We start from the raw sequence: 18,042 nt of genomic DNA, 5'->3' as shown, positions 1-18,042 counted from the left end.
TTCCTTCTCGATAGCCATGTGATGATTCTCTCCTTTCCATCATCATGGCCTCGCGCACAGAATTCCTGACAGTCCCAGTTCGCAGGACTCGCGAATCCTGAGCATCAGGCGCCCAAGAAGCGGAAGCCGGTTGGCAAATCCGCTCCTCAGTCAATTCGATTCTCAAATACCACAGATGGGTCAACCGGCTTCGCGCACGCGTGTCAGCGCCACCGAAAGCTTCTCTTGCGCCGCGCGATATTCGGCGAGTTTTTCGCGCTCGGCTTCGACGACATCTTCCGGCGCGTTGGCGACGAATTTGTCGTTGGACAGCTTCTTGTGCAGGCGAGCGATCTCTTCGGTCACCTTGACCAACTCCTTTTGCAGCCGCGCCGCCTCGGCGGCAAGGTCGATCAGGCTGCCGAGCGGCAGGCAGATGGTGGCCTCGTTGAGCACGATCTGGGCGGAGCCCTTGGGCGCCGTATCGACAAACGAGATGTCGCCGACCCGCGCCAGTCGCTTGATGGCCGATGCCTGACGCTCAAGCCTTTCGCGGGTTGCGGTATTGGCGCCGATCACCATCAGCGGCGCCATCGCCGCCGGCGGCACGTTCATTTCCGAGCGCACGGAACGGATGCCCGAGACCAGGTCTATCAGCCAATTGATGTCGGCGGCCGCTGCCTCGTCCTCGAAGTCGGGCGACGGCCACGCGGCATGGCAAAGCAGCGACGGCCGTTCCTTGCCCTCACCTGATGTCTCAGCCCACAATTCTTCGGTCATGAACGGCATCATCGGATGCAGCAGCTTGTAGATCTCGTCGAGCACGAAGGCGACGCAAGCCCGGCTCTCGGCCTTGGCAGTCTCGTCCGCGCCCATGAAGACCGGCTTCAACAGTTCCAGGTACCAGTCGCAGAACAGGTTCCAGACGAAGCGGTAGGCCGCGCCCGCAGCCTCGTTGAAGCGATATGAGGTGATGCCGTCGGTGATTTGGCGCGCCGCGCGCGTCAGTTCGGTCAGGATCCAGCGGTTGACCGCCAGCTTGGCGTCGTTCAACCAGAAATCGTCGTTTCTCGCGACGTCGTTCATCTCGGCAAAACGCGTCGCGTTCCAAAGCTTGGTGCCGAAGTTGCGGTAGCCGGCGATACGAGCCGGATCGAGCTTCACGTCGCGTCCTTGCGCGGCCATCACCGTCAGCGTGAAGCGCAACGCGTCGGCGCCATATTCGTCGATGAGATCGAGCGGGTCGATGACGTTGCCTTTCGACTTCGACATCTTCTGCCCGTTCTTGTCGCGCACCAGCGCATGGACATAGACGGTGTGGAAGGGCTCCTCCCCCATGAAATGCAGGCCCATCATCATCATGCGAGCGACCCAGAAGAAGATGATGTCGAAGCCGGTTACCAGCACGTCGGTCTGGTAGTAGGTCTTCAGCTCCGGCGTCTGGTCCGGCCAGCCGAGCGTCGAGAACGGCCACAGCGCCGACGAGAACCATGTGTCGAGCACATCCTCGTCGCGGATCAGGATCTCGCCCGGCTTGAAATTCTCGAGTTTGTCCTCGACCCAGGCCTTCCACGGCCCTTCCAGCGCCAGATAATATTCGATTGCGGCAGCGAGCGCCTCCTCCTCGGTCTTCTCGACGAAGATGCGGCCGTCCGGCCCGTACCAGGCCGGGATCTGGTGTCCCCACCAGAGTTGGCGCGAAATGCACCAGGGCTGGATGTTCTCCATCCAGTCGAAATAAGTCTTCTCCCAGTTTTTCGGCACGAACCTGGTGCGGCCCTCGCGCACAGAGGCAATCGCCGGCTTGGCGAGCTCCGCCGCGTTCGCATACCATTGTTCGGTCAGGAACGGTTCGATCGGCACGCCGCCGCGATCGCCATGCGGCACGGCATGGCGATGCGGTTCGACTTTTTCGAGGAATCCGCCCGCCTCCATCAGCTCGACGATCTTCTTGCGCGCGACGAAACGATCGAGGCCGTTGAGCTGATCCCAGACGGTCTGACGCTCGGGCGTTACCTCCAGCCCGGCGAGAAAGTCGTCATTGTCGGTGAGGGCGACCGCCGCCTCGACGGTGAGGATATTGATCGCCGGCAGCTTGTGGCGCCTGCCGACCTCGAAGTCGTTGAAGTCGTGCGCTGGCGTGATCTTGACCGCGCCGCTGCCTTTCTCCGGATCGGAATATTGGTCCGCCACCACCGGGATCTTGCGGCCGACGATCGGCAGGACGAGGTTCTTGCCGACCAGATACCGAAAACGCTCGTCGTCGGGGTGAACCGCCACCGCCGTATCGCCCAGCATCGTTTCGGGCCGCGTCGTCGCCACGGTGATGAAGGTTTTTGGATTTTCCGGATCGAAAACCTCGCCCTCGACGGGATAGCGGAAATGCCAGAGATTGCCGTTGATCTCCTGCTGTTCGACCTCGAGGTCAGAAATCGCAGTCAAGAGCTTCGGGTCCCAGTTCACAAGGCGCTTGTCCTTGTAGATCAGGCCTTCCTTGTAGAGGGTGACAAACACTTCGAGCACCGCCCTGGACAGACCCTCGTCCATGGTGAAACGCTCTCGGCTCCAGTCAGCAGAGGCCCCCAGCCGCTTCAGCTGGTTGAAGATCGCGCCGCCGGATTCGGCCTTCCACTCCCAGACCTTCTCAATGAACTCATCGCGCGTCAGGTCGCGGCGGTGGATCTGCTTCTCCATAAGCTGGCGCTCGACCACCATCTGCGTAGCGATGCCGGCGTGGTCCATGCCGGGCTGCCACAGCACGTTCTTGCCGCGCATGCGCTCGAAGCGCACCAGAATGTCCTGCAGCGTGTTGTTGAGCGCATGGCCCATATGCAGCGAGCCGGTGACGTTCGGAGGCGGGATGACGATGGTGAAGGCTTCCGCGCCCTCCTCGGCGCCTGCGCCGGCACGAAACGCGTCGGCCTCCTCCCAGACTTTGGCGATCTTCGGCTCGACGATTTTTGCGTCGTAGGTTTTTTCGAGCATGGGAAGGCGTCCGGGCTGTCGGGGTTTTGCTGGTCCGGTGTAAATCGGAAGGTTTTGGCCAAGTCAACCGCAAGCGAGCGGCAGACGGCCATGCCAGCAAATAGCGCCTGGGCAGCAAATAGCGCCTGGGCAGATCGGGGCAACTTGCAGAAGTGAGCGCCGCATAGGTTTGCGCTGCCCCCCTCATTGCCCTGCCGGGCATTTCTCCCCGTATAGTGACGGGGAGAAAGACGCCTCCTCAAAGGATTTCGCCAAGCGTTGCAGGAAGGGTGCCCAGGTTGCGACAGCCCCTTCTCCCCGTCACAATTTGGGGAGAAGATGCCGGCAGGCAGATGAGGGGCGGCGCCGACTTCGACAATTGGCCGGTCGAGCGCTTGGAAGCAGCTACTGCGCGCCGCGCGCTACACGTTCGATTTCTTCGCGCACCAGCCGCTCGACCAGCGTCGGCAGATTGTTGTCCAGCCAGTCCTGCAGCATGGGCCTCAGCATCTCCTCGGCCATCTCGTCGAAGGTTTTCTTGCTGCGGCTGGCGAACGCATCGGAAAGCTCGCCGAAGGCGGCGGCAACTTGCCGGCCCGTATGTTCGGAAAGGATCGCCGGGCGAGCGGACGGTGCCTCGCTCGTCGCCGGGCGCGCCAACCCGCTTCGCGGCGGGGCCGGCTCGAAAGCAGGTTCGGCGGCGTCCTCGAAAACCTCGGCCTTCGGTTCGGCATCCGGCGTCTGTCGCAGTTCAGCCCTGTCTGGGGCCCTGTCCGGCTTGGCCACGGTCTTCGCTTCGCTAATTGCGGCGATATCACGCCGCCACCCGGCAACGATGCTGTCGGTCGTCCCCGCAGCCCTTGCCGTCGCAGGCGCATCCGGCTCCGGCTTGGCGGCCGGGGCCGTTTCGGCCGCGACCCTGTCGCTGGCAAGCGTCACGGGCGATTTGACCGGAGCCGGATCGGAACGCTCCGGCGGCTCCACGCGGGCGTTTACGGGCTCGACGGCCGACGGTTGCGGCTGCACCTCGGTCAGCCTGGCCGGCCTCCTGGCGTCGAATCCCGGACGCAACTCCTCGCGAAACGCGCCTACCTCCGGCGGTGCCACGCCTGCCGCTGGTGGCGCCCCGCCTGCCGCTGGTGGCGCCCCGCCTGCCGCCGGTGTCGGCATAGCTACCGACGTCAGATCCTGCAGCACGTCGTCCGTTTCGTCCGGCTGCTTGCGGCCGGTGTCGTTGTCCTCGATGATCCTCCTGATGGAAGCCAGTATCTCCTCCATGGAAGGTTCGCGCTGTACGCTGCTTGCCGTCGCCATCGTCACATCCGCCGCCCTTGTGACTCGTTGCAGATTTCCTGTCCGGCCGAACCCGGATTCGAATCATGGTAACAGCGTAACCCACGGATCGACTTGCGAGAATCCCCAATCTGAGGGCATGTTGGATTTCAACAGATTAGAGCCCGCGCGACCTTTTGGACGCGCGGGCTCTAAATAGCTTGAAACGGGACGGAAGTTGAAACTTGTGAGGTGATCAGCGGCCGTCTGGCGTGCGCAGGCCGAACCACTTGTCCTTGACCGCATTGTAATGCTCTTCGGGTCTGTATTTCGTCACCTGAAGGGCGAGACGATCGACCGAAAGGCGACCGATAGCAGACAGGATGGCATAGCTCGCCACCACCAAATCGCGTTCGGAACTGGCCTGGTTGATCTTGGCGTTGATGAGGGTGGCCTGCGCGTTGAGAACGTCGAGCGTGGTGCGCTGGCCGACATTGCGCTCCTCGATGACCCCGCTCAAGGCAAGCTGCGCGGCGGCGATCACCTGCCTGTTGGCCACCACGGTTTGCTGGGCGGCGATATATTGCGTCCACGCCGAGGTCACGGCTTGCCGCACGCTGTCGCGGCTTACATCCACCTCGATCCGGGCCTGGCTGAGCGATTCCTTGTTCTGGCGCACTATCGCCGACGTCCGCCCGCCCGAATAGATCGGTATAGTCAAGGTGGCACCAATGCTGGCCGAATTGGTTGTGCCCTCATCCCCCGTCCCGAGTTCGACGCCCGGACTCCTTCTGCGATAGTCGCTGGAAACGCCGGCGGAAGCCGAAAGCTGCGGCAGCAGCGCGCCTTCGGCCGATTTCACCGAAAACGCCGCCGCGTCGACCAGATGCTGGGTGGAGAGGATGGCCGGGTGCTCGATGGATGCAATCGCGATCGCCGCATCGAGGTTCGACGGCAACAGCTTCGACAGCGGCGAAGCGGCCCTGAGCCTGCCTGGCTCATCGCCGACGATCTGGCGATAGGTCGCAGCGCTTGCCAGCGCCTGGGCGCGGGCGGCGGCCAGTTCCGCCACAGCGGAGGAGCGCTCGGCATCGGCCTGGGCCACGTCGGTGCGGGTGCCTTCGCCGACTTCGAAGCGCGAACGCGCCGCGCGCGCCTGCTCGGTCAGGAACTGCAGGTTCTGCTCCGTCAGCACCGCCACTTGGCGGTCGCGAATCACGTCCATGTAGGCGCTTGCCGCGTTGAACAGAGTGTTCTCTTCGGTGTTGCGCAGGCTCTCGAACGAGGCGCGGACCTGGGATTCGGCTGCAGCGACGTTGTTCCTGGTCTGAAAGCCGTCGAACAGGGTCTGGTCGATCTGGACGCCGAAGTTGCCGGTGGTCAAACGCGTACTTCGGTTCGCGCCGGGTACATTGCCGCGGGCATTGAAATGCTCGCTGGAGTAGTCGATGTCGGCAGAACCGGTGATGGTCGGGCGCCAGCCGGACTTGGCGATGGCAACGCTCTCATCGGTGACGCGGACGCCGGCACGAGCCGAATTGAGCTCGGAATTGTTCTGGTAGGCTTTTGAAAGAGCACCGAGAATGGTTTCCGCCGAGGCGGCCAGCGGAGAAAGCGCGGTCGCCGAGAAGAGAACGGCGGCAAAAAGGCTCTTGCGTAAAGACGGCACGTTATTCCCTCATTCGTTTTGCATGGGAACCACACCGCGCCGGCTTCTCCCATTCGAGCAGCCGGCGCGGTGTGTTTCAGGTCCCCTGCTGTCTGCCCCCAAAAGAACACCCCGGTTGTGCGGATCAGCAACAATTGTTCAAGCGCAAGCGAACATGACAACGCCTTTGCTGCAAGCCAAAATCACTCAGAATTCAAACGCACGAGCACGTTCAAATCCCGGTAGTGGCTTAATTGCCGCATTAAATGCGCCTCGTCCGGTTACACCCCCCCCTGTTTTCAGAAACAATCGGGCCACACCCGAATTCCCCTGCCCTTCGACGGCGACAAGCCGACCGCCTTCCGCAAGCTGGTCGAGCAGCGACTCCGGCGCTTTCTCCACACTGCCGCCGATGAAAATGACGTCGTAGGGCGCTCCTGCGGCATGGCCTTCCGGCAACGGTCCCTTGACCACGCTGACATTGTCGCAGCCCAGCGCCGAAAGCGTCGACATGGCGGTCTCGGCCAATGCCGGATCGCTTTCCAGTGCGACGACCGACTTTGCCAGCCGCGACAGGATCGCCGCCGCATAGCCGGTGCCGCAGCCGACATCGAGCGCCGAATCGCCAGGGCCGATCTCGGCCAATTGCATCAGCTTGGCCAGCGGCGAAGGCTCCATGAGATAGCGTGGACCGTCCGCTGCATTGGCAATGCGGATGTCCTCGTCGATATAGGCCAGATCGCGCTGGCCGGGGGCGACAAAGGCCTCGCGCGGCACGACAAGCATCGCCTCGAGCAGCGGCGCGCTGGTCACGTCGGTGGTGCGGATCTGGCCATCGACCATTTTCACCCGAAGTTCGGCAAAATCAGCGCTCATGTTCCAACCAATCCGCCCAAAACCAATCTGTTTGCCGCGCCAAGACCGCGGATCATTTCGACCGGAACCCCTGGCGCTGGTGCGCGGGAGCTTGGGCATTTGGAGGCCTCGCCCGGAATCGAACCGGGGTGCAAGGATTTGCAGTCCTCTGCGTAACCACTCCGCCACGAGGCCTCATTGCTCCCGGCGTTCCACCCGGTTCCAATAGGTTGCGGCGAAAATGCCGTCAAGCGGCCATGGTGCATTCCGGACGGTTTCCCCTCGGCCATGATGCCACGCATCGAATCGTCGATACGCATCCTGCAATTAAGATATTAGTTAATTGTTAAGTACGGAGTATGGCAAAGGGAAGCCCGGGACCGGGACCTTACGCTGGGTAAGAAGAAGGTCCGCCATTCTGAAGGAGAGCTGTGAGGGCCGGAAAAGCGCTCCGGGCATTGGCCAGATTTAGTCGAGCCGGAAAGGCGCCCCTTCACAGAAGCTTGCCCCTGCGGTGCAAACCCGTCAGTTCGGCCGCCGCCGCCGCTCCCACCACACGACAAGCCGGCGCCGGTGGCGGCGCACCAAGGCAAACTCGTAGGAGAGCACCAGCAATCCGATCGGCACCATCCAGAAGCCCAGGATCGGCAGAAAGCCGAGAATGCCGCCGAAGATCAGCACAACGCCGATTGCAATCCTGAGGCCGCGCGAGCGCGGCATGGTGAACTGACGGCCGAAGACCGATATTTTCCGTGCCGGTGGGTGGTTGTGGCTTGCTGCGCTCATGTCTGGTTAGTGGTCCGTTCGGGCAAAGTAAAAGCATCAGCTGACGAAAGCCGCAACCGCCTTTTCGGTTCCGCGCACCCCGCCAGACGGCTCATATGAGGACGCGCGCACATGATTGCCAGAAATCGTGGCGCGAAAAAGCGCCGAAAAATACGAAATGCTGCTTTGCAAAGCCGAAACGGGTTTGCTATAGGCTGCGCCACTCACATGAGAGCCTCTGTTCCCCGGTAGCTCAGTGGTAGAGCAACCGGCTGTTAACCGGTTGGTCGCTGGTTCGAATCCGGCCCGGGGAGCCAACGCCCTTTCTACGCCAGGGCGCGAAATTGTGCGCCTACGTGCGATTTTTCCCTACGCACCGATCCGATTCGTTCTGCTGGACTGGCTCGCAAACAGCAGAGATGCCTGTCGAAGTCAGCGGTAAAGTAGCGCAGCGCCCTGCCCTCGCCTAGGCCTGCAAAGCTCTCATCGTAGAGTCGGCGGCAACATCGTGAAAAGACATGCAGGCGGCGCCATTGCGCGGAAACGAGCCGTTCAGAGATTTGGCCAACGACCGAGTCCGGCGCAACCCTTCCAGTTCGAGAACCCGAAGAATTGGATCGAAACAGCCTCTCACAGGTCAGGACGCGGACGGCCACTTTGCGCCGCACATCGGTCGTTGAGTAGACCCAAGCCGCATTCCAAAAGCGGCCATTTGCGCGAATAGCCAAGGTGTGACCTTAGGCCAAAGACATAGGGGTGACGGCAAAGACAGGTGGGTTAAGGTGTTCACAGAGCCCCGAGAAATAGCCTGATCACGATGGCGTTGGCGATGTCGACGAAGAACGCGCCGACCAGCGGCACGACGAGGAATGCCACGTGCGAGGGCCCGTGGCGTTGGGTCACGGCCGTCATGTTGGCCATTGCGGTCGGCGTCGCGCCAAGACCGAAGCCGATGAAGCCGGCCGACACCACTGCCGCGTCGTAATTTCGCCCGAGCGCCCGGAAGCAGATATAGACCGCAAACAGCACCGCAAGGACCAGTTGCAGCGCGAGCAGCACCGACAGCGGGCCGGCTAGCTCGGCCAGCGTCCACAGCTTCATGCTCATCAGCGACATAGCGAGGAACACGCCGAGCGACGCCTCCGCAATCAGCGCCAGCGCAGCCGTCCGGCTCGGCCATGCGCCGTCCGGCAGCACGCGGGGCACGAGATTCGTGAGCACGATCCCGGCGGCGAGGCATGGAAGAAAGAGCGGCATCTTCACCCCGACGCTCTCGAGCCATGCGTGGCCGAGGATGCCGATGATGCCGGCGAGATGAATGGCCAGGATCGCGTGCAGGAAGGAGAAGTAGTCGATCTGCGGAAGCTCGGCATCGGCGCTCACACCGACGTCATATGCCTGCTCTGGCTGCGCCTCGAGCCCGTTGCGCTGGATCAGGTAGCGGGCGATAGGCCCGCCGGCGAGGCTCGCCATGACGAGCCCCATGGTTGCACAGACGACACCGATCTCCATTGCGCTGGCGACGCCGCGCGTCTCGGCGATGACAGGCGCCCAGGCGATGGCGGTGCCGTGGCCCCCGGTCATCGAAATGCTGGCGGCAAGCAGCCCGATGGACGGGTCGAGCCCGAGGATGCCGGCTGCGCCGATGCCGACCGCGTTCGCCACGACCATGAAAGCCACGGTAACCGCCAGCAGAACCGCCAGCGGTCTGCCGCCCCGTGCAAGATCTCCGACATGGGCGTTGAGGCCAATCACGGTGAAGAAATAGACGAGCAGTATGTCGCGCGCCGCAAGGTCGAAATCGATCTTGATGCCGGAGAAGAGATAGACCAGCCCGATCGCAAACGAGAAGAGCAGGCCACCTGTCACCGGCTCCGGGATGTTGTATTTGCGAAGGAATGCGAAACGCTGATTGAGCGCCTTACCCACGAAGAGCACTACGACGCCTGCGGTGACCGCAAGGAACGGTTGCACGCGCAGCACCCCAGTATCGAAATCAATCATCTCGCCCCCGCGCGATGCCTGCGGTAGCACACTCTGATGGCCACCATTTTTGCAGACAATCATCAATATTGCCGACTATGCGGAAGCCAGCAATAGCGGATCATCGGTAGATTTTTCCGGACGAGCGCAGGGCCAGCTTGCGTCTCAGCGCAGAAACGCCTCCGCCGACCATCGGTCTTTTAGCCGTGCGAGTTCAGCAACCGTTCGGTACTTCTTTGGCTTGCTTGGATCGTCTTCGGCGACAGCCATAGTTCGTGACGAGCTTTCCATGGGATGTGTAGTCGCGCCCCGGTTGGAATATTGCCAATCGGGTGACAGCTAACGTGACGTCATGGCTTAATATGTCTTCTTCCTTTATAGTCTGGCGCATGCGCCCGCACGGGCGTAGGACGCGCAAAAATCCAACGAGCCTATAAGCCATGCAAAGCGGGCTTCCGCTGACGCTGAACGGGCCATCAACAGGGGGGGAACGGGACATGAAAAAAACGGCGGCAACCGGCTTTGCGGCGGCAATGACTTTCGCCGTTGGTCTCGTATCAACACCCTCTCCGGTGATGGCTCAGGAACCGGCCAAGCCCAATATCCTAGTGATCATGGGCGACGACGTCGGCTACTGGAACATCAGCGCCTACAATCGAGGTATGATGGGATATCGAACCCCCAACATTGATCGCATCGCGAATGAGGGAGCGATTTTCACCGACTATTACGGCCAGCAATCGTGCACAGCCGGCCGCGCAGCGTTCATCACCGGACAGAGTCCGTTACGGACCGGTCTTTTGAAAGTCGGATTGCCGTCCGCGAAAGAGGGACTTTCCGAAAAAGACCCGACGATCGCGGATATGCTTAAGCCGCAAGGCTACGTGACAGGGCAATTCGGAAAGAACCATCTCGGCGACCGCAACGAGTTTTTGCCGACGGTGCACGGCTTCGATGAGTTCTTCGGCAACCTCTACCACCTCAATGCCGAGGACGAGCCCGAACATCCCGATTACCCAAAGGACCCGGCCTTCAGGGCCCAGTTTGGTCCGCGCGGCGTCATGAAATGTCTGGCGACCGCCACCGATACCCCCGGCGACGATCCCCGGTTCGGGCCTTGGGGCAAACAGAAGTGCGAAGATACCGGGCCGCTGACCAAGAAGCGCATGGAGACCATCGACGGGGAATTCCTTTCGGCTTCGATGGACTTCATTGACCGCGCCCATCGGGACCAGAAGCCTTTCTTCGTCTGGTTCAATCCGAGCCGCATGCACATTTGGACCCGCCTCAAGCCCGAGTCGCAGGGCAAGACCGGACTCGGCATCTACCCGGACGGCATGGTCGAGCATGACGGGCAAGTCGGCGAGATCCTGAAGAAGCTCGATGATCTCGGCATCGCCGACAACACAATCGTCATCTACACCACCGACAACGGCGCTGAGACCTTTTCCTGGCCCGACGGCGGCACAACGCCATTCCGCGGTGAAAAGAACACCAACTGGGAAGGCGGCTATCGCGTGCCGGCGATGGTGCGCTGGCCCGGTCTGGTGCCGCCGCGCGTCGAGATCAACGACATCTTCTCCGCCGAGGACTGGGCGACGACGCTCGTGGCAGCAGCCGGCGAGCCCGACATCAAGAACAAGCTTCTGCAGGGCTACGATGCCGCGGGGAAGAACTTCCGCGTTCACCTCGACGGCTACGACCAGCGTGATCTTCTGGTTGGCAAAGGTTCCGACAAGCGCAAGGAGTTCTTCTACTGGACTGATGACGGCAACCTCGCGGGTCTCCGTTACCAACAGTGGAAGGCTGTTTTCATGGAACAGCAGGCGGAGGGCTTCGACGTCTGGGCACAGCCGATGGTGCAACTGCGTTTGCCAATGCTGTTCAACCTGCGCTCGGACCCGTTCGAACGCGCACAGCACGAGGCGGGAGACTATGTGCGGTGGTTCGTCGAGCACGCCTTCGTTCTTGTTCCGGCACAAGCAATTGTTGGTCAGCATCTGATGAGCTTCAAGGAGTTTCCACCGCGGCAGGAGCCCGGCTCTTTCTCGGTCGAACAGGCAATGGAAAAGCTCAGGAATCCGCCGTCGAGCAATTAGAAGCGCGGCGGTATGAGATAGAACAGAGGACGATATGCTGCCGCGAGATGCCTCGGTTGCGAATACGACAGCAAGGGCGTCACAGATTCGGTGTTATGCGCCACAGCGGACATCCAAACGGATATGATTGAATGATCTTCGGTCCTCGATTCCTCGAATGATCTGCTTCAAGCCAGTCTGCGCGAAACCGGTCTGATCAAAGGCATATTCGTATTCAACCGTCGTTCGCCGCAAGCCGCTTGCCAACCTTGATTCAACGGAGGACTGTATCGACCGCCGCCTCAACTTTTGCTTTGCTCAGCCGTATTGCCTCAGCAAAGTCTGTCGTGGTTTGGTTGCAACATCTGTTAACCTCGCGGTGAAATGGTCATCGACGAGGTGAAATGATGCAGTCGATCGCGTGCCGTTACATCCAACCAGCCGCGCGGCTCGCTTCCAATGTCATGCTCATCTGTACCATCGGTTTTGCGGCGTTCCCAGCCCGCGCGGATGAAGGCGGGGTGAGTTTCTGGCTCCCCGGCCAGTACGGCAGTTTCGCGGCGATCGCGCCGGCACCGGGCTTCTCGCTCCCGATGGTCACGTACGGATATTCCGGAAAGGTCGGGGCGAGCACGACACTGCCGCGCGGCGACAATCTCGCCCTCGGACTGGACGGGCAGTTTGTGGGCCAGTTCTTTGTCCCGAGCTATGCACCCGAGTTCAAGATTTTCGACGCGCAACCTAACTTCTCTCTCGCCTTCCTGCCTGCATATTCCGAGGCATCCGCACAAGTCCAGTTGGGCGGTCTCGGTATAGAGCGCTCGGACAGAGTCGCGGGCTTTGGCGATCTGTATCCGACCGCGCAGCTCTTCTGGAACTCCGGAGGCGTGCATAACTGGATGGCTTACGTCGCCGGCGACATTCCAGTGGGCACGTACGATTCCGACCGGCTCGCCAACATCGGAATTGGCCACGCCGCGATCGATGTCGGCGGTGCGTATACATACCTGAACACCGCCACGGGCAGGGAGTTCTCGGGAACGCTGGGATTTACCTACAACTTTGAGAATACGTCCACCGACTACACCAACGGCATCGATGCCCACTTCGATTGGGCAGCGGCGCAGTTCTTAAACGAGAACTTCTTCATCGGCGTGGTGGGTTACGTCTACCAGCAATTGACCCCGGACAAAGGCCAACCAGCAATTTTGGGCGACTTCGAATCACGTACAATCGCGATTGGCCCGCAGATCGGTTACAACTTCTCCGCTCGTGGCGTACCTATCTATACCAATCTGCGCGGCTACTTCGAATTCGATACCAAGAACCGAATGAAGGGCCAAGGCGTGTTCCTGACTGTGAATCTACCACTGTCGGCGCTGGGCAAGGCCAAATAAATCAATCGCGGTGGTCTCCTGCACCAAGGCCTGCAACAGGCGAGAGGCACGCGACCTTCCGCAATGTCACACCGAGCGCCGAACGCCGCAAAGCACGATCGCGCGCTCGATGCATAAACTATTCAAAACCGCGTCATGTTCGCGGCGGGCCGATTAGGCGCGTGAACTAGGGTCGCCTTGTACTCCTCCACAGCCTTCAGCAGAGGTCCTAGCACCCAGTTGTACATCTCGCCGATATTGTGCTCCTCCTGCAGGTCAGCCTCGATATTGAACACTTTGGGATAGCCATTCATGGGGGCCGCGCTAACACCTATTCCCCCCATCAGCGTGGCGCCGCCCGCGCCGCTGCGGCCAGGTGCAACATCGGCAAAATAGGCACGAAATTGCTTCCAGCGCACCGCCAGAAGATCGGCACCGACGAAGGTCAGGAGATGCTCCCGACGACCAACACTATCATTGCCGAGTAGCAGATCGCTCTGGTCAATACCGTCGATTGGCCTGTCGTCGGGCACCCTGCCACCTGCAAACCTTGCGAAGGTTGGGAAGAAATCCATGATCGAGAACATGGCGTAGGATGAACCCACTTGAATTTGGCCCGGCCAACGGATAATGGCGGCGGTGCGGATTGCTCCCTCACTCACGTCGCCAAGCGCGCCGCGATATGGTCCGGACGATCCAATATCCGGCATGTCGCCGCCGAAAGCGCTCGCCCCGGGTCCGTCGGGGGCATTGTCGGAAGCGAACACCACGATCGTGTTTTGATCCAGCGCAAGCTCTTTTAATGTATCGAGCATCTTGCCGACGATAGCGTCGCCTTCCATCAGAGAATCGCCGAACTGACCGATTCTCGAAGCTCCTTCGAAGCGCTTTGATGGCAGGTTCGGAAAGTGTGTCCTGGAGATTGGCAGGTAGAGAAAGAACGGCTTGCCCGCTGCCTTTTGGCGCGACATGAAATCGATGCCGTGGTCCACCAATTCCCAGTCGACATCGCGCCGCACTTCTTCAGTATAGGGTTTGACCACCGTCAGTGGCTCGCCTCGTTTGGCCTCGACGATCTGTGGTCCCTTGTCGAGCGGCATGTCAAAGGTCTTGGTCTGATGGCCCTGGCGTATCATGCCGAACGCGTCCCAAGTGTCACCTGGAGGGATGCCGTAGAACTCGTCGAAACCCTGGTTTTGAGGCTGGCTGTAGGTTTGTGCTCCAAGATGCCATTTACCGAATATGGCAGTTGCGTAGCCAGCGTCATGCAGCATCTCGGCCATTGTGACTTCATTGGCTGGCAACGAGATGTCAGTGCCGCCCACCAGAACCAGCGACAGACCGGAGCGAATGGAATAGCGGCCTGTCATCAACGCGGCGCGTGACGGCGTACAGGATGGCTCGACCAGAAACTGGGTCAGCTTAAGACCTTCGGCCGCGAGTTGATCAATACGTGGCGTCGGTGCCCCGCGTAGTTCTCCACCACCGTAGACGCCAAGGTCGCCATAACCTGTATTGTCAGCGAGAATGAAGAGGATATTTGGCTTCTGTTGTTGCGCAAGTGCCGGGCCGGCTGCGGACGCAATGGCACCAATTGCGAATAGACTTGCGCGTAGCTTTCGAGTGATCGTCATCGGTCGACCTCTTTTGTTGGCATCATTCAGTTTGCGAGCTGCAACGGGTGCAGCCTTCAATGCTAAGCGCGTCCTACCAGTCGTTCGACTCTTCGCCGCTGATGCTATCCGGTCGGGTTCTCCAACGATACTGCCCTTAGGGGAAATGCAGCATAGCGTCGGGCTCATTGTTGAGCGGCGGTCGGCATCGACTAGACAACTGTCAGAATGCGAAGGTTGCGAACTAAATTCTGCAACCGAAAAGGGCGCAATGTCAGACGAGCGCAGTTGAGCACGCCTAGGCGCGCCGGATCATCCGTCCAAGCCTTCGGCAGATAGAGCGCCCGGTCGATGAAGGCATGGCCGTGGCGTGAGACATAGGACGCAAAGACGCCGATCTGGCAGTTGGTGATCTTGCCGGCCGAACCCGTATATTGCCGAGCCACCCCGCATGACGCCTTGCCCTGTTTCAGAAAGCCGGTCTCATCGATGACCAGCAGCGCGTCGGGATCGGCCAGTGTTTCCAAAGCGTAGTCCCGCACAACCCTTCTCAAGGGCGAGCCGGACGGCGCGTTCCCTCAATGTCGGCTTGGGACCACCGGCAAGCCGGATCCCCTCCGCGCGATCGCGATCACGCTTCCGAATCTTGATAGCGGGCTCTGGCGTGGTTTCGAGGGGAATCGGCAGCACATAGTTCGCGGTTTCGTTCAGCCCGGGGAGCCACCGCCTTCTCTACGATACGGCCGATCCTGCGCGCAGTTTGCGATGTTCCTTACGCTTCAATTTGGTTCGCTTCTGCTAAAATGGTTGCAAACAGCAGAGACGCCTATCGAAGTCAGGGTAAGTTAGCGTGGCGCCTTGCCTTCGCCTAGACCTGCAAAGCGCTCATCGTAGAGTCGGCGGCGACATCATGAAAAGACATAGACTCGGCGCGATTGCGCCGAAACGAGCCGTCTCAGAGATTCGGCCGGCGAAACCTTCCAACACGAGAACCGGAAGAAGCGACCGATCCGGACATTCCGGTCCTAAAGCTAAACAGCTGCGATCAAGCCCGCCTCCAGACTGCACAATGACCATGAGACTGGAGATCGACTCGCATCACACATCCTGTGCTATTTGTGATAATGTGACTGAGGCGGTGACATGCTGCAGCATCTACGAGTCCAAGCTCAAGGTTCCGATGCCGCCGACCAGACGCGGCAGTGGACGAGTTCAATTTGGCTCGCTGTTGTCGTCGGTATCGCGTATTTCCTGGCGGCACAGTTAAGCCTTTCCCTACTCACTCCTGATGGCGTGGCCGTGTTCTGGCCCGCCGCTGGTATCGCCGCGGGCACGTTGATCGCCCTTGGGCCAAGAGCGCGATTGGGGGTTGTGGTTGGGACGATGATCGCCACCATCGCGGCCAATCTCTTGGGTGACCGAGACCTCGGGAGCGCCACCGTCTTCGCCGTATGCAATGGGGTGGAAGCCCTGCTTACAGCTAGTCTGATCGAGCGCTACTTCGGTTCCGGAGTGAGTCTCAACCGCCTGCGCAACGTGCTGGGACTGTTAGGGGCGGCGATCGTCGGTGCCGCCGCATCCGGGATCGGCGGGAGCTTGGGCTTCACTTTATTCTATGGCGCGACGACATCGATTTTTGCCATTTGGCAAAACTGGTTCTTATCCGACGCGCTTGGCATCGTCACGACTGCGCCGCTGGTGATCGGCCTCGCCTCAGCAGCACGCGAGCCGCCGCCGCAAAGCGAGGCAATCGAAGGTCTCTTGGCTCTGGCGGCGGTAGCCGCGATGAGCCTCGTCGTCATTTCCCTGCCAGCGGAGCCTTGGAAAACAGTAGTGCCGATCGCGCTACTATTCCCGTTACTCTTGTGGATAGCGGCCCGTTGCCGGCCGATCTTCGCTTCGGCAGCGGCGTTCATTGTTGCCGTTGCAATAGTGTGGACGACGACGTTTGGAATTGGCCATTTCGGCGACCCGGATCTTCCGGTTGCGGACCGCATCCTTGCCGCTCAAGCCGGCATACTGATGGTTGCGCTCTGCGCAACCGTCCTTGCTGCGCTGTTCGCCGAGCGGCGTCAGCACGAGGACGCGCTCATTGAGAGCGAAGCCCGCTTGCAAGAGGCGCTGTCGGCAGGGGCGGCCACGGCGTTCGTTTGGGATGTCCGGACGGGCTCGTCGCTGCGCAGCGCAAACGCCGCGCAGATCCTGGGTTATGAGCCGCGGCAAACGCTGACCGCCGGTAACTTTCTCTCGAGAGTCCATCCGGACGACCGCGGGCGCTTCAAAGCGCTCGTCCGCGGTGTCCGCCCCGAAAGCCCCACATATACCGTAACATTCCGCTTCAAGCGCTGCGACGGTTGGGAAGTCTGGCTAGAGGAAGTGGCCAAGGCCGAGTTCGATGCAATGGGGCGCCTTGTATGCCTCAAGGGCCTCACTGTTGACGTCACCGAACGCAAGCGGTCTGAGGAGCACCAACGCCTGTTGGTCGCCGAACTGGATCATCGCGTCAAGAACTTGCTGGCACGCGTTTCCGTCGTCATCACGGATACGAGCCCGGGCAGTGGTTCGCTGGACGAATACATTCAAGCACTCGATAGGCGCATTCAATCCATGGCCGCCGCCCACTCGCTACTCAGCCAGAATCGTTGGCACGGCGTTGACCTCATGGACCTTGTCCGCCATCAGCTTGCGCCCTACGCGACGGACGCAAACATAACGATCCGTGGCTCCAACTTCACACTCACGGTCGCGGAGACACAGGGGTTGGCGATGGTGCTCAACGAGCTGGCAACGAACGCTGCGAAGTACGGCGCACTGTCGACCAGAAACGGCCGGGTGGAGGTGGTCTGTAACCGCGGGCCTAGCGAGAATGCGACAAACCTGTCGATCGTATGGCGTGAGATTGGCGGCCCCGCAATTGCGGCTTCGCCGCAATGCGGATACGGCGTCAGCCTCATTCGTGATCTTATCCCTCACGAGCTCGGCGGTTCGGTCGACCTCGTATTTGCATCCGACGGCGTTTGCTGCAGAATTGAGTTTCCTGTCAAGGCCGTGACCGTGACAGACATAAAGGGAGCCACTTCCGGCCATCCAGCAGCTAGCGTGACGTCACTTGACGCACCGTTGCAATAAGATGTGCCGCGCTAACGGGTTTATGCAAGATAGCTTCAACTTTGCCCGGTGCTAGCGGAACGACCTCGTAGCCGGTAATGACGATGACACTGATCCCTTGATCTTGCAGACGGTCAATCAGGTCATGGGCGGGCTCGCCGTCTCGGAGGCTAAAGTCGACGAGCGCTACATCAGGGCGGCGTTCGGAGATGAGGCGCTCGGCGTCGGCTGCGGTTGCAACGGGCCCGGCCAAGTCAGCCCCCAACGCGTTAAGCAGCCTCGTCATAGCTCTTGCGAGGTGCCAGGAATCCTCAACCAAGAGGATACGCACGCCCGTCAACGACCCGGCTGTGGGCGGGTCGCGGTGGCTGGGTGAAGTCACCGGCTCCTCAACACATTAC

General features: G+C 60.7%; 11 protein-coding genes, 2 tRNA genes and 1 pseudogene. 4 read left to right on the top strand and 10 right to left on the bottom strand.

Features of this window, described 5'->3' with window-relative positions; all coding sequences use genetic code 11:
* Positions 1-180: 180 nt before the first annotated feature.
* The 6 genes from AC0L16_RS30530 to AC0L16_RS30505 all read right to left on the bottom strand — a co-directional run bounded on the left by AC0L16_RS30530 (position 181) and on the right by AC0L16_RS30505 (position 7,504).
* Complete coding sequence (locus AC0L16_RS30530) at positions 181-2,964, bottom strand: valine--tRNA ligase (protein ID WP_473625186.1); 2,784 nt, start codon at positions 2,962-2,964, stop codon at positions 181-183.
* A gap of 384 nt (positions 2,965-3,348) precedes the next feature.
* The gene (locus AC0L16_RS30525) at positions 3,349-4,257 is read right to left on the bottom strand and encodes a PopZ family protein (protein ID WP_473625184.1); all 909 of its coding nucleotides are present in this window, start codon (positions 4,255-4,257) and stop codon (positions 3,349-3,351) included.
* Between the two features lie 214 nt (positions 4,258-4,471).
* Positions 4,472-5,884 carry a TolC family outer membrane protein gene (locus AC0L16_RS30520; RefSeq protein ID WP_473625183.1) on the bottom strand — a complete coding sequence of 471 codons (1,413 nt, stop codon included), beginning with the start codon at positions 5,882-5,884 and terminating at the stop codon, positions 4,472-4,474.
* 186 nt (positions 5,885-6,070) lie between these two features.
* Positions 6,071-6,739, bottom strand: a complete 669-nt coding sequence (locus AC0L16_RS30515; protein ID WP_473625182.1) for a protein-L-isoaspartate O-methyltransferase family protein — start codon at positions 6,737-6,739, stop codon at positions 6,071-6,073.
* A 100-nt stretch (positions 6,740-6,839) separates the two neighbouring features.
* Positions 6,840-6,913: transfer RNA gene (locus AC0L16_RS30510), tRNA-Cys, on the bottom strand.
* Between the two features lie 330 nt (positions 6,914-7,243).
* A complete protein-coding gene (locus AC0L16_RS30505; RefSeq protein ID WP_287240641.1) occupies positions 7,244-7,504 on the bottom strand; it encodes a hypothetical protein in 261 nt (86 codons plus the stop codon).
* 221 nt (positions 7,505-7,725) lie between these two features.
* On the opposite strand from AC0L16_RS30505, the gene AC0L16_RS30500 reads away from it, so the two are divergent.
* Positions 7,726-7,800: transfer RNA gene (locus AC0L16_RS30500), tRNA-Asn, on the top strand.
* A 469-nt stretch (positions 7,801-8,269) separates the two neighbouring features.
* Here the strand turns inward: AC0L16_RS30500 and gltS are convergent.
* On the bottom strand, positions 8,270-9,487 hold the full coding sequence (gltS, locus tag AC0L16_RS30495) for a sodium/glutamate symporter (RefSeq protein ID WP_473625180.1): 1,218 nt from the start codon (positions 9,485-9,487) through the stop codon (positions 8,270-8,272).
* A gap of 476 nt (positions 9,488-9,963) precedes the next feature.
* Here gltS and AC0L16_RS30490 point away from each other — a divergent pair, with 476 nt between their 5' ends.
* Together AC0L16_RS30490 and AC0L16_RS30485 are read left to right on the top strand one after the other, a co-directional pair.
* Positions 9,964-11,565: an arylsulfatase gene (locus AC0L16_RS30490; protein WP_473625179.1), complete on the top strand. Its 1,602-nt coding sequence runs from the start codon at positions 9,964-9,966 to the stop codon at positions 11,563-11,565.
* Between the two features lie 383 nt (positions 11,566-11,948).
* Complete coding sequence (locus AC0L16_RS30485) at positions 11,949-12,941, top strand: SphA family protein (protein WP_473625177.1); 993 nt, start codon at positions 11,949-11,951, stop codon at positions 12,939-12,941.
* Positions 12,942-13,063: 122 nt separating this feature from the next.
* Here AC0L16_RS30485 and AC0L16_RS30480 read toward each other — a convergent pair whose 3' ends face one another.
* Positions 13,064-14,614 carry an arylsulfatase gene (locus tag AC0L16_RS30480; RefSeq protein WP_473625176.1) on the bottom strand — a complete coding sequence of 517 codons (1,551 nt, stop codon included), beginning with the start codon at positions 14,612-14,614 and terminating at the stop codon, positions 13,064-13,066.
* 218 nt (positions 14,615-14,832) lie between these two features.
* Positions 14,833-15,087: pseudogene (locus tag AC0L16_RS30475) on the bottom strand (transposase); the annotation flags it as partial.
* Between the two features lie 589 nt (positions 15,088-15,676).
* Here AC0L16_RS30475 and AC0L16_RS30470 point away from each other — a divergent pair.
* Positions 15,677-17,662 carry an MASE1 domain-containing protein gene (locus tag AC0L16_RS30470; protein ID WP_473625175.1) on the top strand — a complete coding sequence of 662 codons (1,986 nt, stop codon included), beginning with the start codon at positions 15,677-15,679 and terminating at the stop codon, positions 17,660-17,662.
* Here the strand turns inward: AC0L16_RS30470 and AC0L16_RS30465 are convergent.
* The gene (locus AC0L16_RS30465; protein WP_473625173.1) at positions 17,628-17,927 is read right to left on the bottom strand and encodes a hypothetical protein; all 300 of its coding nucleotides are present in this window, start codon (positions 17,925-17,927) and stop codon (positions 17,628-17,630) included. The genes AC0L16_RS30470 and AC0L16_RS30465 overlap by 35 nt on opposite strands.
* Positions 17,928-18,042 lie beyond the last annotated feature (115 nt).

This window comes from Mesorhizobium sp. WSM4848 (assembly GCF_055811375.1).
This window is presented reverse-complemented; position numbering and strand designations above follow the sequence as displayed.

Excerpts from the sequence above, each read along its gene's own strand:
- AC0L16_RS30530 (WP_473625186.1), bottom strand. The coding sequence starts at position 2,964 with ATGCTCGAAAAAACCTACGACGCAAAAATCGTCGAGCCGAAGATCGCC.
- AC0L16_RS30525 (WP_473625184.1), bottom strand. The coding sequence starts at position 4,257 with ATGGCGACGGCAAGCAGCGTACAGCGCGAACCTTCCATGGAGGAGATA.
- AC0L16_RS30515 (WP_473625182.1), bottom strand. The coding sequence starts at position 6,739 with ATGAGCGCTGATTTTGCCGAACTTCGGGTGAAAATGGTCGATGGCCAG.
- AC0L16_RS30505 (WP_287240641.1), bottom strand. The coding sequence starts at position 7,504 with ATGAGCGCAGCAAGCCACAACCACCCACCGGCACGGAAAATATCGGTC.
- gltS (WP_473625180.1), bottom strand. The coding sequence starts at position 9,487 with ATGATTGATTTCGATACTGGGGTGCTGCGCGTGCAACCGTTCCTTGCG.
- AC0L16_RS30490 (WP_473625179.1), top strand. The coding sequence starts at position 9,964 with ATGAAAAAAACGGCGGCAACCGGCTTTGCGGCGGCAATGACTTTCGCC.
- AC0L16_RS30485 (WP_473625177.1), top strand. The coding sequence starts at position 11,949 with ATGATGCAGTCGATCGCGTGCCGTTACATCCAACCAGCCGCGCGGCTC.
- AC0L16_RS30470 (WP_473625175.1), top strand. The coding sequence starts at position 15,677 with ATGCTGCAGCATCTACGAGTCCAAGCTCAAGGTTCCGATGCCGCCGAC.
- AC0L16_RS30465 (WP_473625173.1), bottom strand. The coding sequence starts at position 17,927 with ATGACGAGGCTGCTTAACGCGTTGGGGGCTGACTTGGCCGGGCCCGTT.